This is a genomic window from Mycolicibacterium austroafricanum (assembly GCF_902705885.1).
GTDB classification, from domain to species: Bacteria; Actinomycetota; Actinomycetes; order Mycobacteriales; family Mycobacteriaceae; genus Mycobacterium; species Mycobacterium vanbaalenii_A.
Window position 1 is genome coordinate 232486 of sequence record NZ_CACSIP010000001.1, and the last position, 14769, is coordinate 247254.

A 14769-nucleotide genomic window follows, 5' to 3' on the forward strand; every position below is an offset into this window, starting at 1 on the left:
TTCGCTCGCCCCATTAGTTCTCCCGTCGCTTCGCTCGCCCCACTACGCTCCCACCAGGTCGAGGCGGTGTGAGGGCCCACCCAGGAATCGGGTGAGATCTTTGATCGAGGAGTAGAAGCGGTCCATCGGGTAGGTGATATCCATACCCATACCACCGTGCAGGTGATGGCAGATCCGCATCGCGGGCGCGGCCTGCGAGGCCAGCCAGTATCCGAGAATTGCGAGGTCGTCCTCGGCTGCCGGATCGTCCGGGCGGCCTTCGGACAGCAGCCACACCACCGAGGTGGCCAGCAGCGAGATGGTCCGCGAGGCGATGTAGACCTCGGAGAGCTGAGCGGCCACGGTCTGGAACGTCGACAGCGGCCGGCCGAACTGTTCGCGGGTGGCGACATAGTCGGCGGTGAGCCGCAACGCACCGGCCACCAGCCCGGCCGCGAATGCGCCGACCGCCGCCAACACCAATTGGTTCACCCGGCGCGGCGTGGCGCCCTCGAGCACGTCGTCCCCGGAGATCGCGACATCGGCGAAGGACACCACGAATTCCTCGGAGCCGTTGGAGGTCGGCGTCTTGGTGACCGTCAGTCCGTCGGCGTTTCCGGGAACCACCACGACACCGCCGTCGGTGCTGACGATGATCCAATCCGCTTGTCCGGCATAGCCGACGGCGATCTTGGTGCCGTTGAGCTTGTTGCCGGCCAGCGACACCGCCGGCCGATCCGGCAACGAGGCGCCGGGTTCGTTGAGCGCGAACGTGAGCACCGAACCCTTCGCGACGGCGGCCAGGTAACGGTCCTGCTGGGCGTCGGACGCCAGATCCAGCAGCACGGCCGTCGCACCGAGCGTGGCCAGTGCCGGGCCGACTGTGCCGTGCCGGCCGATCTCCGTCAGCGCGGTGCCGAGCTCTGCCAGTCCGAGGCCGTCGCCACCGAGACGTTCGGGTGCCGCGAGAGCAGCCACGCCGCCGGCGACGAGGGCATCCCAGCTGTTGTCGCGGGACAGCACCGACGTCACCACATCGGCGACAGCCTGTTGTCCTTCATCGGGACTGAAATCCACCCGAATCCTCCTTGATCCTGGATGAGTGACCGCGTCAGTGCGAGACGGGGCAGCCGGTGCCGGTGTAGTCCACCTGCCAGTGCTTGATGCCGTTGAGCCATCCCGACTTCAGCCGCTCGGGCTCGCCGATCGGCTTGAGATCCGGCATGTTGTCGGCGACGGCGTTGAAGATCAGATTGATCGTCATCTTGGCGAGGTTCGCGCCGATGCAGTAGTGCGCGCCGGTGCCACCGAATCCGACGTGCGGATTCGGGTTGCGCAGGATGTTGAACGACGCGGGACCGTCGAAGACCTCGTCGTCGAAGTTGGCCGAGCGGTAGGACATCACGACCCGCTCGCCCTTCTTGATCTTGACCCCGCCCAGCTCGGCGTCCTCGAGCGCGGTGCGCTGGAAGGCCGACACCGGGGTGGCCCAGCGCACGATCTCGTCGGCAGCGGTCTCCGGGCGTTCTTTCTTGTAGAGCTCCCACTGGTCGGGGTGCTGGGAGAACGCGATCATTCCGTGAGTGATCGAGTTACGGGTGGTCTCGTTGCCGGCCACCGCGAGCATCACGACGAAGAAGCCGAACTCGTCGTCGGAGAGTTTCTCGCCCTCGATGTCGGCCTCGATCAGCGTGGTGACGATGTCGTCGGTGGGATTCTTGGCCCGCTCCTCGGCCATCTTCATCGCGTACGTGATGAGCTCGAACGAGGACATCGCCGGATCCACGTCGGCGTACTCCGGATCCTCACCCGCGGTCATCTCGTTGGACCAGCGGAAGAGCTTGTCCCGGTCCTCCTGCGGGACACCCAGCAACCCGGCGATCGCCTGCAGCGGCAGCTCGCAGGACACCTGCTCGACGAAGTCGCCGGAGCCCTCGGCCGCGGCCGTCTCGGCGATTTTCTGGGCGCGGTTCCTGAGCTCTTCCTCGAGCCGTCCGACGGCGCGCGGGGTGAAACCGCGGGAGATGATCTTGCGGAGCCGGGTGTGCTGGGGGGCGTCCATGTTCAGCAGGACGGCCTTCTGCAGATCGATCGCGTCGCGGGTCATGCCCTGCGGCCACGTCGGGATGGCACCGTCGGGGGAGCTTCCGAAGATGTCGTTGCGCTTGGACACCTCTTTGACGTCGGCGTGCTTGGTCACGAGCCAGTAGCCCTTGTCGCCGAAGCCGCCCGTACCTCCCGGCACGTCGACCCAGTGAATAGGCTCGGACTTACGGAGTTCGGCTAACTCCTCGACCGGCAGACGCTCGAGATTCAGGGTCGCGTCGAGGAAATCGAATTCTGGCGAGATCGGACATGAGTTCGGGCCGGGCATAGGAAAGCTCTCCTCAATTGCAACGTGTTCTAGTGCCAGTAAAACATGCCTCCACCGCAGATCAAAGGTGTGGCTGCATCGCAGCTTGTCAGGCTTATGAAACGTGTTCTAGCCTGACGCAATGGGTAACCCTGTCATCGTCGAAGCCACCCGCAGCCCCATCGGCAAGCGAAAGGGATGGCTGTCAGGCCTGCACGCCACCGAGTTACTCGGGGCCACTCAGCGGGCTCTCGTGGAGAAGTCGGGCATCGATCCCGGCATTGTGGAACAGGTGATCGGCGGCTGCGTCACACAGTACGGCGAGCAGTCCAACAACATCACCCGGGTGAGCTGGCTGGTCGGCGGGCTCCCGGACCACGTCGGCGCGATGACGGTCGACTGCCAGTGCGGCAGCGGTCAGCAGGCCAACGGGTTGATCGCGGGTCTGATCGCCGCGGGCGCCATCGATGTCGGCATCGCCTGCGGTATCGAGGCGATGAGCCGGGTCGGACTCGGCGCCAATGCGGGTCCGGATCGCAGCATCATCCGCCCCGAATCCTGGGACATCGACCTGCCTGACCAGTTCACCGCCGCCGAGCGGATCGCCAAGCGTCGCGGCATCACCCGCGAGGACATCGACCAGTTCGGTTTCGACTCCCAGCGCAAGGCCAAGCAGGCGTGGGCCGAAGGCCGGTTCGACCGCGAGATCAGCCCCATCGAGGCGCCGGTCCTCGACGAGAACAAGCAGCCCACCTCGGAGCGCGCCCTCGTGACGCGCGACCAGGGACTGCGCGACACCACCTTGGAAGGCCTGGCGTCGCTGAACCCGGTGATGGAGGGCGCAATTCACACCGCGGGCACCTCGTCGCAGATCTCCGACGGTGCGGCCGCGGTGCTGTGGATGGACGAGGCCGTGGCACGCGCGCAGGGCTTTGTTCCCCGCGCTCGCATCGTCAGCCAGGCTCTCGTCGGCGCGGAGCCGTACTACCACCTCGACGGGCCCGTCCAGTCGACGGCGAAGGTGCTGGAGAAGGCCGGGATGAAGATCGGCGACATCGACATCACCGAGATCAACGAGGCGTTCGCATCGGTTGTGCTGTCCTGGGCCAGGGTGCACGAGCCCGACATGGACACCGTCAACGTCAACGGCGGCGCCATCGCGCTGGGTCACCCCGTCGGCAGCACCGGCAGCCGGCTCATCACCACCGCGCTGCACGAGTTGGAGCGCACCGACAAGACCACGGCGCTGATCACGATGTGCGCCGGCGGCGCGCTGTCGACTGGCACCATCATCGAGCGGATCTAGTGGGGGCCCCGCCGGTTCCGGCAGCCGACCGCATCGCCGCGGCTCAGGCGTACATCAGCGCACTGGCCAGTCACGATGCTGACGCGGTGCCGTTCGCACCCGGTTGCACGCGGGTCGAGGTCGGCGTCAAGACCGGGTTCTCGGGGAATCACCTGCGCCGCAGCCTCAACCGGGGTTTTCAGTACCGTGTGATCCAGTCGGTCACCGACCCGGAGTTCACCGTCGACGGCGACATGGTCCGGGCCCGGTTCGACCTGTCGACCAAGCCGACGCTGGCCGGGCGTCGCGTCGGGGCTCACATCGACGAGACGTTCCTGATCCCGGCGGACGACCCCGCCGGTGAGGCGCGGATCCACCACATCCGGGCCGACATCCGCCCGTTTCTGACCCGATAGGATCCCGTCATGGCCACACCCCCGCGGCCCCCACGCCCCCTGACTTCCAAGCAGGTCGAAGGACTCAACTCGAAGGCGGTCGGCGTCGGCATCAAGTGGATGTCGAAGCTCAACACGTGGGCGTTCAAGGCCACCGGCGGCCGGCTCGGGTCCAAGTGGCGCGGTGGCTCCAACCGCTTCAGCGCCCCTCCTCCGGTCGGCATCCTGACGACCATCGGCCGTAAGACCGGAGAACCCCGCGAAAGCCCGCTGCTGTTCCTTCGCGAGGGCAACCGCGTGGTGTTGGTCGCCTCGCAGGGCGGCCGCGCCACCAATCCGATGTGGTACCTGAACATCCAGGCCAATCCCCGGGTCTCGTTCCAGATCAAGAACGAGGTCCTGGAGCTGGTCGCTCGCGACGCGACCGACGCCGAACGCGACGAGTACTGGCCCAAGCTCGATGCGATGTACCCGGATTTCGCCAACTACCGGACCTACACCGACCGCAAGATCCCGATCATCCTCTGCGACCCCGTCTGACCTCCGGCGCTCTGTGCCGGTGGGCGGCGAGGGTCGTCGGGAATAGGATCCGACCATGGCCAACTCCCGCCCCAGGTACATGGACACCGCCGCCGGCGACTTCGTCGTGAAGTGGATATCGCGCCTGAACACGTTCCTCTACCGGCGCGGCAACGGAACAGGACTGGGCAGCACCATCGGGGGAATCCCGGTCGCGTTGCTGATCACCACCGGGCGCAAGACCGGTCAACCACGAACCAGCCCGCTGTACTTCCTCCGAGACGGTGACACAGTGGTCTTCGCGGCGTCCAAGGGCGGCAGCGACCAGCACCCGATGTGGTACCTCAACCTCAGGGCCGACCCGAAGGTGAAGGTCCAGATCAGGGACGAGACGCTCAACCTCGTCGCCCGTGAGGCCACCGAGGACGAGCGGAACCTCTACTGGCCCAAGCTCGTTGCGATGTATCCGACCTACGAGGACTACCAATCCTGGACCGAGCGCAAGATCCCGCTGGTGATCTGCGAGCCGGCGTGACCGCCCCGACGCCGGCGGATCTGCACTTCTACTTCGACCCCGTCTGTCCCTTCGCCTGGATGACCAGCAAGTGGGTGCGCATGGTCGCCGGACAGCGTGACTATCAGGTGCACTGGCGGTTCATCTCCTTGCGGATCATCAACGCGAACGTCGACTACGCCGCACATTTTCCGCCCGAGTACGAGGCCGGCCACACCGCAGGGCTCCGGCTGCTGCGGGTGGCCGCCCGGGTGCGCGCCGAACACGGCCGCGGTGCCGTCGGCCCGTTGTACGAGGCGATCGGCACACGCATGTTCGACACGACCCGCGAGGTGGACCCGCTCTCGGCATCGGACCAGGGCACCCGGCAGGTCCTGGAGCCGCTGCTCACCTCCGTCGGCCTTGCGCCCGGGTTGGCCGACGCGCTGGATGACGAGTCGCTCGACGAACTCATCCGGGCCGAGACCGAGGAGGCGCTCGCGTTGACGGGACGCGACGTCGGCACCCCGATCCTGCACTTCCGGCCGCCGAGCGGTACCGCGTTCTTCGGCCCGGTGATCAGCAGGCTGCCCGGCGAGGCCGACGCCGTCGCCCTGTGGGACCACGTCGTCGGGCTCGCCTCGTTTCCCGGGTTCGCCGAACTCAAGCGGTCACTGCGGGAACGCCCGCAGCTGGCCGGGTTCGGCGTCGACCCCGCGCAAGTGGGTGAGGAAGAAGACTGGCACGGCGGCAGCCGTCGCACCAAGAAGTAGGCCTGCCGCCGCCGGGTTCAGCCCCCGTACACCGGAACCGGCGGGCGGGCTTTGGCCAGCAGGTCGGTGACGACCGGTCCCAGCTCGGCGGGATCCCACTTGGCTCCCTTGTCGATCTCCGGACCGTGCGCCCAGCCCTCCGCAACACGGATCTTGCCGCCGTCGACCTCGAACACCTTGCCGGTGACCTCACGGGACTGCGCGCTGCCGAGCCACACCACCAGCGGCGAGACGTTCTCCGGTGCCATCGCGTCGAACTCGGCGTCCTGGGTGGCCATCATGTCCGCGAAGACGGTCTCGGTCATCCGGGTGCGCGCCGACGGCGCGATCGCGTTGACGGCCACCCCGTAGCGTCCCATCTCGGCGGCGGCCACCAGCGTCAGCGCTGCGATGCCCGCCTTCGACGCGCTGTAGTTCGCCTGTCCCACACTGCCTTGCAGCCCGGCGCCGGAACTGGTGTTGATGATCCGGGCATCCACGCTCTCGCCCGCTTTCGACTTGGCGCGCCAGTACGCGGCGGCGTGCTTCATGGTGGCGAAGTGCCCCTTGAGGTGCACGGCGGTGACCGCGTCGAACTCCTCCTCGCTGGTGTTGGCGAACATCCGGTCCCGCACGATGCCTGCGTTGTTCACCAGTACGTCGAGCCCGCCGAACGAGTCCACCGCGGTCTGGATGAGCCCCTCGGCCTGGGCCCAGTCCGCGACGTTGGCGCCACTGGTGACGGCTTCGCCACCGGCAGCGACGATCTCGTCGACGACACCCTGCGCGGCGCTGCCGCCACCGGCCGGTGAACCGTCCAGCCCCACTCCGATGTCGTTGACCACCACCCGGGCTCCTTCGGCGGCGAACGCCAGGGCATGCGCCCGGCCGATTCCGCCACCCGCACCCGTCACGATGACCACACGGCCGTCGAGCAATCCCATATGAGTTGTCTCCTTCAACTATTTGATGTCGGCGGTGGTGGTCGACAGGTAGTGCGGCGGCTCGCCACCGCCATGCACCTCCAGCGATGCCCCGCTGATATAGGACGCCGCCTCGGACGCCAGAAATGCTGTCGCCCAGCCGATGTCAGACGGTTTGGCGAGACGGCCGAGCGGCACGTTCTTCGAGATCGCGGCGATCGAGTCGGCGTCGCCGTAGAACAGCTCGGATTGTTCGGTTTCGACCATCCCGACCACCACGGAGTTCACCCGTACCTTGGGGGCCCACTCCACCGCCAGCGTGGCCGTCATGTTCTCCATGCCCGCCTTTGCCGCACCGTAGGCCACAGTGCCGGGGGTAGGCCGCCTGCCGCTGACACTGGTGATGTTCACGATGGATCCGCCCGACTCCTGGCTCTGCATCACCGCGTTCGCGTGCGTCGAGACCGAGAGCGCGCCAAGAAAGTTGAGCTCGAGGATTTTCCTGCTGAACTTCGCCGAGGCATCGGCGGCCGGGACATGGGGCGAACCGCCGGCGTTGTTGACGACGACATCGAGGCGGCCGTGATCGGAGATGATCGCCCCGATCATCGATTTGACCGCGTCGTCGTCGCGGATATCGCAGGAATGGAAGTCGTATGCCAGACCCTCGACCGGGCGGCGCGCGCAGGTCACCACGGTGGCGCCCTGGTCGGCGAACACCTTGCTGATGCCGGCACCGACGCCGCGCACCCCGCCTGTGACGAGGACGACGCGGTCGGCCAGACCCAGATTGACGGCTTGAAGGTCGCTGTCGGCGGTGTCAGTCACTGTGCTAGCGTACCAAGCAAGTGCTTGCTTAGGTAGCCACCCCACTTGAGAGTCACCGGAGCCCTTCATGACCATCAGCACCAAGACCGCGGAGCCGGGCATCGTCTCGGTCACCGTCGACTACCCGCCCGTCAACGCGATCCCGTCGCGCGGCTGGTTCGAACTCGGCGATGCCATCACCGCCGCGGGCCGCGACATGAGCACCCACGTGGTGATCCTTCGCGCCGAGGGGCGCGGCTTCAATGCCGGTGTCGACATCAAGGAGATGCAGAACACCGACGGCTTCACCGCGCTCATCGATGCCAACCGTGGCTGCTTCCACGCGTTCCGGTCGGTCTACGAATGTGAGGTTCCCGTCGTGACCGCCGTCAACGGCTTCTGCGTCGGCGGCGGTATCGGCCTGGTGGGCAACTCCGACGTCATCGTCGCCTCCGACGACGCCAAGTTCGGACTTCCCGAGGTGGAGCGCGGCGCGTTGGGTGCGGCCACCCACCTGTCCCGTCTGGTCCCGCAGCACATGATGCGGCGGCTGTTCTTCACCGCCGCCACTGTCGACGCCGAAACCCTGCACCACTTCGGGTCGGTGCACGAGGTGGTGCCACGCGCAGACCTGGACGAGTCCGCACTGCGCGTCGCCCGTGACATCGCCGCCAAGGACACCCGGGTGATCCGCGCCGCGAAGGAGGCGCTGAACCTGATCGACGTGCAGCAGGTGAATTCGAGCTATCGCATGGAGCAGGGGTTCACCTTCGAGCTGAACCTCGCCGGGGTGTCCGATGAGCACCGCGACGCGTTCGCCGGCACCGACAAGGGATCGAAATAGGATGACAGACAAGAGAACAACTCTGGACGAGGCCGTTTCGTCCATCGAGAGCGGCATGACCATCGGCATCGGCGGCTGGGGTTCCCGGCGCAAGCCGATGGCGTTCGTTCGCGCGCTGCTCCGCACCGACGTCACCGACCTCACCGTGGTCGCCTACGGCGGCCCCGACCTCGGCCTGCTCTGCTCGGCGGGCAAGGTGAGGCGGGTCTACTACGGTTTCGTGTCGCTGGACTCGCCGCCGTTCTACGACCCGTGGTTCGCCAAGGCGCGCACCAGCGGGGCCATCGAGGCACGTGAGATGGACGAAGGCATGCTGCGCTGCGGTCTTCAGGCGGCAGCGCAACGGCTTCCGTTCCTGCCGATCCGCGCGGGGCTGGGCAGTGACGTCCGGGCGTTCTGGGGCGACGAGCTCAAGACCGTGCGCTCGCCGTATCCCACCGGTCAAGATTTTGAGGAGCTGGTCGCGATGCCGGCGCTGACACTGGATGCGGCGTTCGTGCACATGAACGTCGGCGACGAACGAGGCAACGCGGCCTACACCGGGATCGACCCGTACTTCGATGACCTGTTCCTGATGGCCGCCCAGAAGCGCTACCTGTCCGTGGAGAAAGTGGTACCCACCGATGAATTGGTGAAATCGGTTCCACCGCAAGCTCTGCTGATCAACCGGATGATGGTCGACTCGGTGGTCGAGGCACCCAACGGCGCACACTTCACCACCGCCGAGCCCGACTACCGGCGTGACGAGAAGTTCCAGCGCCACTACGCCGAAGCGGCCGCTTCCGACGACACCTGGGCCGAATTCGTCAGCACCTACCTGTCCGGAAGCGAGGCGGATTACCAAGCGGCCGTCCGCAAGTTCAAGGCAGAGGAGGCCAAGTGATGTCGGTGACCCGCGCCGAGGTGTGTGCGGTAGCGTGCGCCGAACTGTTCCGCGACGCCGGCGAGATCATGGTCTCGCCGATGACCACCATCGTCGCGGTGGGCGCCCGACTGGCCCGATTGACGTTCTCCCCCGATATCGTGCTCAGCGACGGCGAAGCCCGACTGATCGCCGACACCCCGGCTATCGGTGCGACGGCAGCGATCGAGGGGTGGATGCCGTTCGGCCGGGTCTTCGAGACGTTGGCATGGGGCCGCCGGCATGTGGTGATGGGCGCCAACCAGATCGACCGGTACGGCAACCAGAACCTGTCGGCGTTCGGACCGGTGCAGCACCCGACCCGTCAGATGTTCGGCGTGCGGGGCGCACCCGGCAACACCATCAACCACGCCACCAGCTATTGGGTGGGAAACCATTCCAAACGGGTCTTCGGCAATTCCGTGGACATCGTTTCCGGGATCGGTTGGGACAAGGTCGATCCGGACAATCCCGCCTACCGCTTCGTCAACGTCTACCGGGTGGTGACCAACCTCGGAGTCTTCGACTTCAACGGCCCCGACCACCAGATGCGAGCAGTGTCGCTGCATCCGGGCATCGAGGCCGGGCAGGTGGCCGAAAACACCTCGTTCGAGGTGCACGGGTTGGACACCGCAGAGACCACCCGACTGCCCACCGAGGAGGAGCAGAGGCTCCTGCGCGAGGTCATCGACCCGAAGTCGTTGCGCGACAAAGAAGTCAAGTGATGAGCAGTTGCGCGAAGAGCAGAGTTGAGGCCTGAGCATGGGTAGGCTGAAGACCCCGCTGACCGAACTGGTCGGCATCGAGCATCCGGTCGTACAGACCGGCATGGGCTGGGTGGCGGGTGCACGCCTGGTGGCCGCTACCTCCAACGCCGGCGGGCTGGGCATCCTGGCGTCGGCGACGATGACCCTCGATGAACTGAGGACGGCGGTCGCCAAGGTCAAGGCCGCCACCGACAAGCCGTTCGGCATCAACATCCGCGCCGACGCCGGCGATGCCGACCAGCGCGTCGACCTCCTGATCAGCGAAGGAGTCAAAGTCGCCTCCTTCGCCCTGGCACCCAAGCCGGACCTCATCGCACGCCTCAAGGAATCCGGCGTCGTGGTCATCCCGTCGGTGGGACTGGCCAAACACGCCAAGAAGGTCGCGGGCTGGGGTGCGGACGCCGTCATCGTGCAGGGCGGCGAGGGCGGCGGGCACACCGGCCCGATCGCCACCACGTTGCTGTTGCCGTCGGTGCTGGACGCCGTCGCCGACACCGGCATGCCGGTGATCGCCGCGGGCGGCTTCTTCGACGGGCGGGGCCTGGCGGCCGCACTGTCCTACGGTGCCGCCGGCGTCGCCATGGGAACCCGGTTCCTGTTGACGTCGGACTCCACCGTTCCCGATGCGGTCAAGCAGCGTTATCTGCACGCTGCCCTCGACGGCACCGTGGTGTCCACCCGGGTGGACGGGATGCCGCACCGGGTGCTGCGCACCGGCCTGGTCGAGAAGCTCGAGGGTGGCTCCCCGGTCCGCGGGCTCGCCGCCGCGGTGGGCAACGCCCAGAAGTTCAAGAAGATGTCCGGCATGACCTGGCGGTCGATGGTCCGCGACGGCCTGGCCATGCGCCACGGCAAGGAGCTGACCTGGGCGCAAGTGGTGATGGCGGCCAACACCCCGATGCTGCTCAAAGCCGGTCTGGTCGAGGGCAACACCGAGGCCGGCGTGCTGGCCTCGGGTCAGGTCGCGGGCATCATCGACGACCTGCCGTCGTGTGCGGAGTTGATCGACTCCATCGTCGCCGAGGCCGTCGAACAGCTACAGAAGGCGTCGGGCTTCATCTTCTGAGCCCATTCGGCCGTGGGAGCAGGCGCGGGTTCCTAGACTCCGACGGATGAAGACCAACGCGGCGATTCTGTGGGAGTTCGGCGGCGACTGGACCGTGGAGGAGATCGACCTCGACCCACCGAAGGATGGCGAGGTGCTGGTCTCCTGGGAGGCCACCGGTCTGTGCCATTCCGACGAACACATCCGCACCGGTGATCTGCCCGCGCCGCTGCCAGTGATCGGTGGCCACGAAGGAGCCGGGATCGTCCGGGAGGTCGGCCCCGGTGTCATCGGGCTGGCTCCGGGTGACCACGTCGTCGCGTCGTTCCTGCCGGCCTGCGGGCGGTGCCGGTTCTGCTCGACAGGCCATCAGAATCTGTGTGACCTCGGCGCGATGATCATGGCAGGCACCCAACTTGACGGCACCTACCGGCGTCACGTCCGCGGACAGGGCGTCGGCGTGATGGCGCTGGTCGGGACGTTCTCGCAGTACGGCACCGTACCCGAAGCCTCAATCGTCAAGATCGACGACGACATTCCACTGGCGCGCGCCTGCCTGCTCGGGTGCGGTGTCACGACGGGGTGGGGGTCAGCGGTGAACACCGCGGATGTGTCGCCGGGCGACACCGTCGTCGTGATCGGTCTGGGCGGGATCGGCAGCGGGGCGGTTCAGGGAGCGCGGTTGGCCGGGGCGGAGAAGATCATCGTCGTCGAACCGGTCGAAGCCAAGCGGCAGCAGGCTTTTCAGTTCGGGGCGACCCATTTCGCCACCTCGCTGCCTGAGGCCACCGAGCTTGTCGCCGAGCTTACCCGGGGGGTGATGGCCGATTCGGCGATCCTGACCATGGGCCTGCTCGAGGGCTCGATCCTCGAGGACGCCGCCAACATCATCCGCAAAGGCGGCGCGGTTGTGATGACGGCACTGTCGACGATGGCCGACAACTCGCCGACCCTGGGCCTGATGATGTTCACGCTGTTCCAGAAGCGGCTATTGGGCAGCCTCTACGGCGAGGCCAACCCGCGTGCCGACATACCGCGGCTCCTGAACCTGTACCGCGAAGGCAAGCTGCTGCTCGACGAAACCGTGACGCACGAATACAAGCTCGCCGAGGTCAACGAGGGTTACGAGGACATGCGCGCGGGCCGCAACATCCGCGGCGTCATCCTGCACGACCACTGAACGGCCCTGGTGCGCCGGCAACGCAGGCGAAACCCGGAGGAAACCAGAAAACAGCGAAGCTGCCCGATTCTGTTTCCATGTCGGCACCCACCAAGAGCCAGCGCAAGCGCGTGCACCCCGTCGATGAGGTGTTGCCCCTTCCGAAACTGGCCGCTTACGGCTTTCAGCACGTGGTCGCGTTCTACGCGGGTGCGGTGCTGGTACCGATCCTCATCGCCAATGCGCTCGGACTGACCAGTGAAGAGCTCGTCATGCTCATCACGGCGGACCTGTTCACATGCGGTATCGCCTCGATCATCCAGGCGGTCGGTTTCAAGAACGTCGGGGTGCGCCTGCCGCTGCTGCAGGGCGTGACGTTTGCGGGCGTCACGCCGATCATCGCTATCGGGCTGGCCCACGGCGGTGGGACCGCGAGCCTGCTCTACGTCTACGGCGCGGTGATCGTGGCCGGGGTCTTCACGTTCCTGATCGCACCCGTCTTCATCAAGCTGCTCAAGTTCTTCCCACCCGTGGTGACCGGCACACTCATCACCATCATCGGCTTGTGCCTGGTGCCCATCGGCGCCCTGGACGCGGTGACCAACCCGGCCACCCACGAGCCCGATCCCACCAACCTGCGCTGGGTGCTCTACGCGTTGGGCACCATCGCCGTGATCGTGGCGATCCAGCGAATCTTCCGCGGCTTCATGTCCACCATCGCCGTGTTGCTGGGTCTGATAGCGGGATGCGCGGTCGCGTTCGCGTTGGGCGATATGGACTTCGATCGGGTCGGGCAGGCCTCGATGTTCGGCTTCACGCCGCCTTTCGCGTTCGGCATGCCGAGGTTCGACATCGTCGCGATCATCACGATGATCATCGTGATGATGATCATCGCGGTGGAGTCGACCGGCAGCACGCTGGCCACCGGTGAGATCGTCGGCAAGCGGGTCCGACCGTCCGATATCGGCAACGTGCTGCGCGCCGACGGCGTGGCCACCACCATCGGCGGCATCTTCAACTCGTTCCCGTATACCGCGTTCTCCGAGAACGTCGGCCTGGTACGACTCACCGGGGTGAAGAGCCGGTGGGTGGTGGCGGCGGCGGGCGTCATCATGATCATGTTGGGCTTCCTGCCGAAGGTGGCCGCCATCGTGGCGTCCATTCCGAATCCGGTGCTCGGTGGCGCCGCCCTGGTGCTGTTCGCCACCGTTGCGGTCGTCGGCATCCAGACGCTGGGCAAGGTCGACTTCACCGACCACCGCAACGTCATCATCGTGACCACCAGCTTGGCGCTGGCCCTGCTGGTGACCTCATACCCGGGCATCTCCTCGGCATTGCCCGCGGGACTGGACATCCTGTTCGGCAGCGGTATCAGCACCGGCGCCATCGCCGCGATCGCGCTCAACATCGTCTTCTTCCATCTCGGCATGAAGGGGCCCCGGGTGGCCGGCGGCGGCTCCATCTCGCTCAACGAGGTCAACTCCATGACCCGGGAGCGATTCACCGAGGTGTTCGGGCACGTCGTGCAGGACGTCGCGTGGGCGGCCGATCGTGCCTTCGAGCAGCGGCCGTTCGCCGACACCGCGGCGCTGCGGGAGGCATTCCAGGATGCGGTGCTCACCGGTTCCACCGAGCAGCAAGAGGAACTGCTCAACGCCTTCCACGATCTGGGCGCCGAGGACGAGACGGGGCAGGTGCTGGCGGCCGACCATGTGGCGCTGCGCAATCTCGACGAGGACGACCATCAGGATGTCGTGGGTCTGGCCGCCGCCTACCGCGAACACTTCGGGTTCCCGCTGATCATCTGTGCACGGGAGACCGAGCGCTTCGATAGGGTGCTGCGCAATGGCTGGTCACGGATCGACAACTCCGCGGCCACCGAGAAGGCCTACGCGTTGATCGAGGTGGCAAAGATCGCCAACTACCGCTTCACCGATCTGGTCGCCGACGCCAATCCCATTGCCGCGGCTCGGTTCGGCAGGCTCAACGAACTCTCGTGAAAGCGATCGGTCTGAAGGACTTCAACGCGCTGTCCGACCGGCAACGGATGCATCTGTTGTTCGAGGTGTGCTCGTCGCCGATCTGGGCCAGACGAGTGGTGGCGGGCTCTCCGTTCCGGGACGCCGAGGCGCTCTACGACCGGGCCGACCGGATACTCGCCGAGCTCCCCGATGCCGAGATCGACGCGGCCCTCGATGGCCACCCACGCATCGGCGCTTCGGTTTCGGCGGCGCACAATCCGTCGTCGGCCCGCGAGCAGGCCCGGGTCGCCGACGCCGGCGAAGCCGTGAAAACCGCACTGGCAGCGAAGAACCGCGAGTACGAGGACAGGTTCGGCTATGTCTACCTGGTGTGCGCCAGCGGACGCCCCGCCGATGAACTGCTGGCCATCCTCACCGATCGGCTCGACAACGATCCGGAGACCGAGCGCCGGGTCATGCGCAACGAGCTGGCCAAGATCAACCGGCTGCGCCTCGAGCGCCTGTTGAGCGAGCCGACATGACGGGCAGATTTCTGGACCTGGATCCGGCCCGGGTGTGGCGCGCG

General features: G+C 66.6%; 16 protein-coding genes. 12 read left to right on the plus strand and 4 right to left on the minus strand.

Annotated elements, in window-relative coordinates; translation table 11 throughout:
* Nucleotides 1-42 precede the first annotated feature (42 nt).
* Entirely contained in the window at nt 43-1056 is a 1014-nt protein-coding gene (locus BEMPMBAN_RS01195) for an acyl-CoA dehydrogenase family protein (RefSeq protein WP_159228596.1), read from the minus strand.
* Nucleotides 1057-1090: 34 nt separating this feature from the next.
* Nucleotides 1091-2353, minus strand: a complete 1263-nt coding sequence (locus BEMPMBAN_RS01200) for a cytochrome P450 (protein ID WP_159228597.1) — start codon at nt 2351-2353, stop codon at nt 1091-1093.
* A gap of 121 nt (nt 2354-2474) precedes the next feature.
* On the opposite strand from BEMPMBAN_RS01200, the gene BEMPMBAN_RS01205 reads away from it, so the two are divergent.
* From BEMPMBAN_RS01205 to BEMPMBAN_RS01225, 5 genes are read left to right on the plus strand one after another with little or no spacing between them, the layout of a single operon-like run.
* Entirely contained in the window at nt 2475-3638 is a 1164-nt protein-coding gene (locus tag BEMPMBAN_RS01205; protein ID WP_159228598.1) for a steroid 3-ketoacyl-CoA thiolase, read from the plus strand.
* On the plus strand, nt 3638-4033 hold the full coding sequence (locus tag BEMPMBAN_RS01210; RefSeq protein WP_159228599.1) for a DUF8021 domain-containing protein: 396 nt from the start codon (nt 3638-3640) through the stop codon (nt 4031-4033). The genes BEMPMBAN_RS01205 and BEMPMBAN_RS01210 overlap by 1 nt, the downstream gene beginning before the upstream one ends.
* A 9-nt stretch (nt 4034-4042) precedes the next feature.
* The gene (locus tag BEMPMBAN_RS01215) at nt 4043-4552 is read left to right on the plus strand and encodes a nitroreductase family deazaflavin-dependent oxidoreductase (RefSeq protein ID WP_234897247.1); all 510 of its coding nucleotides are present in this window, start codon (nt 4043-4045) and stop codon (nt 4550-4552) included.
* Nucleotides 4553-4607: 55 nt separating this feature from the next.
* Nucleotides 4608-5066, plus strand: coding sequence for a nitroreductase family deazaflavin-dependent oxidoreductase (locus BEMPMBAN_RS01220; protein ID WP_159228600.1), 459 nt, complete (start codon nt 4608-4610; stop codon nt 5064-5066).
* A 59-nt stretch (nt 5067-5125) separates the two neighbouring features.
* Entirely contained in the window at nt 5126-5797 is a 672-nt protein-coding gene (locus BEMPMBAN_RS01225; RefSeq protein WP_200845837.1) for a mycothiol-dependent nitroreductase Rv2466c family protein, read from the plus strand.
* Nucleotides 5798-5814: 17 nt separating this feature from the next.
* Here BEMPMBAN_RS01225 and BEMPMBAN_RS01230 read toward each other — a convergent pair whose 3' ends face one another.
* Both BEMPMBAN_RS01230 and BEMPMBAN_RS01235 read right to left on the minus strand, forming a co-directional pair.
* A complete protein-coding gene (locus BEMPMBAN_RS01230) occupies nt 5815-6720 on the minus strand; it encodes an SDR family oxidoreductase (RefSeq protein ID WP_159228602.1) in 906 nt (301 codons plus the stop codon).
* Nucleotides 6721-6738: 18 nt separating this feature from the next.
* Nucleotides 6739-7527 (minus strand): SDR family oxidoreductase, encoded by a 789-nt coding sequence (locus BEMPMBAN_RS01235; protein WP_159228603.1) that lies wholly within the window; start codon nt 7525-7527, stop codon nt 6739-6741.
* Between the two features lie 67 nt (nt 7528-7594).
* On the opposite strand from BEMPMBAN_RS01235, the gene echA20 reads away from it, so the two are divergent.
* From echA20 to uraD, 7 genes are all read left to right on the plus strand, one after another.
* A complete protein-coding gene (echA20, locus tag BEMPMBAN_RS01240; protein ID WP_159228604.1) occupies nt 7595-8350 on the plus strand; it encodes a (7aS)-7a-methyl-1,5-dioxo-2,3,5,6,7,7a-hexahydro-1H-indene-carboxyl-CoA hydrolase in 756 nt (251 codons plus the stop codon).
* Nucleotide 8351: 1 nt separating this feature from the next.
* Nucleotides 8352-9233 carry a cholesterol ring-cleaving hydrolase subunit IpdA gene (ipdA, locus tag BEMPMBAN_RS01245; protein ID WP_159228605.1) on the plus strand — a complete coding sequence of 294 codons (882 nt, stop codon included), beginning with the start codon at nt 8352-8354 and terminating at the stop codon, nt 9231-9233.
* Nucleotides 9230-9976 (plus strand): cholesterol ring-cleaving hydrolase subunit IpdB, encoded by a 747-nt coding sequence (gene ipdB / locus BEMPMBAN_RS01250; RefSeq protein ID WP_159228606.1) that lies wholly within the window; start codon nt 9230-9232, stop codon nt 9974-9976. The genes ipdA and ipdB overlap by 4 nt, the downstream gene beginning before the upstream one ends.
* Nucleotides 9977-10013: 37 nt before the next feature.
* Nucleotides 10014-11084 (plus strand): (3aS,4S,5R,7aS)-5-hydroxy-7a-methyl-1-oxo-octahydro-1H-indene-4-carboxyl-CoA dehydrogenase, encoded by a 1071-nt coding sequence (gene ipdC, locus BEMPMBAN_RS01255; RefSeq protein ID WP_159228607.1) that lies wholly within the window; start codon nt 10014-10016, stop codon nt 11082-11084.
* A 46-nt stretch (nt 11085-11130) separates the two neighbouring features.
* Nucleotides 11131-12243: an NDMA-dependent alcohol dehydrogenase gene (locus BEMPMBAN_RS01260; protein ID WP_159228608.1), complete on the plus strand. Its 1113-nt coding sequence runs from the start codon at nt 11131-11133 to the stop codon at nt 12241-12243.
* A gap of 77 nt (nt 12244-12320) precedes the next feature.
* A complete protein-coding gene (locus tag BEMPMBAN_RS01265; protein ID WP_159228609.1) occupies nt 12321-14222 on the plus strand; it encodes a PbuX/PucJ/PucK family nucleobase permease in 1902 nt (633 codons plus the stop codon).
* Nucleotides 14219-14725 (plus strand): 2-oxo-4-hydroxy-4-carboxy-5-ureidoimidazoline decarboxylase, encoded by a 507-nt coding sequence (gene uraD, locus BEMPMBAN_RS01270; protein ID WP_159228610.1) that lies wholly within the window; start codon nt 14219-14221, stop codon nt 14723-14725. The genes BEMPMBAN_RS01265 and uraD overlap by 4 nt, the downstream gene beginning before the upstream one ends.
* Nucleotides 14726-14769 lie beyond the last annotated feature (44 nt).

Excerpts from the sequence above, each read along its gene's own strand:
- BEMPMBAN_RS01200 (WP_159228597.1), bottom strand. The coding sequence starts at position 2,353 with ATGCCCGGCCCGAACTCATGTCCGATCTCGCCAGAATTCGATTTCCTC.
- BEMPMBAN_RS01205 (WP_159228598.1), top strand. The coding sequence starts at position 2,475 with ATGGGTAACCCTGTCATCGTCGAAGCCACCCGCAGCCCCATCGGCAAG.
- BEMPMBAN_RS01215 (WP_234897247.1), top strand. The coding sequence starts at position 4,043 with ATGGCCACACCCCCGCGGCCCCCACGCCCCCTGACTTCCAAGCAGGTC.
- BEMPMBAN_RS01220 (WP_159228600.1), top strand. The coding sequence starts at position 4,608 with ATGGCCAACTCCCGCCCCAGGTACATGGACACCGCCGCCGGCGACTTC.
- BEMPMBAN_RS01225 (WP_200845837.1), top strand. The coding sequence starts at position 5,126 with ATGACCAGCAAGTGGGTGCGCATGGTCGCCGGACAGCGTGACTATCAG.
- BEMPMBAN_RS01230 (WP_159228602.1), bottom strand. The coding sequence starts at position 6,720 with ATGGGATTGCTCGACGGCCGTGTGGTCATCGTGACGGGTGCGGGTGGC.
- echA20 (WP_159228604.1), top strand. The coding sequence starts at position 7,595 with ATGACCATCAGCACCAAGACCGCGGAGCCGGGCATCGTCTCGGTCACC.
- ipdA (WP_159228605.1), top strand. The coding sequence starts at position 8,352 with ATGACAGACAAGAGAACAACTCTGGACGAGGCCGTTTCGTCCATCGAG.
- ipdC (WP_159228607.1), top strand. The coding sequence starts at position 10,014 with ATGGGTAGGCTGAAGACCCCGCTGACCGAACTGGTCGGCATCGAGCAT.
- BEMPMBAN_RS01260 (WP_159228608.1), top strand. The coding sequence starts at position 11,131 with ATGAAGACCAACGCGGCGATTCTGTGGGAGTTCGGCGGCGACTGGACC.
- BEMPMBAN_RS01265 (WP_159228609.1), top strand. The coding sequence starts at position 12,321 with ATGTCGGCACCCACCAAGAGCCAGCGCAAGCGCGTGCACCCCGTCGAT.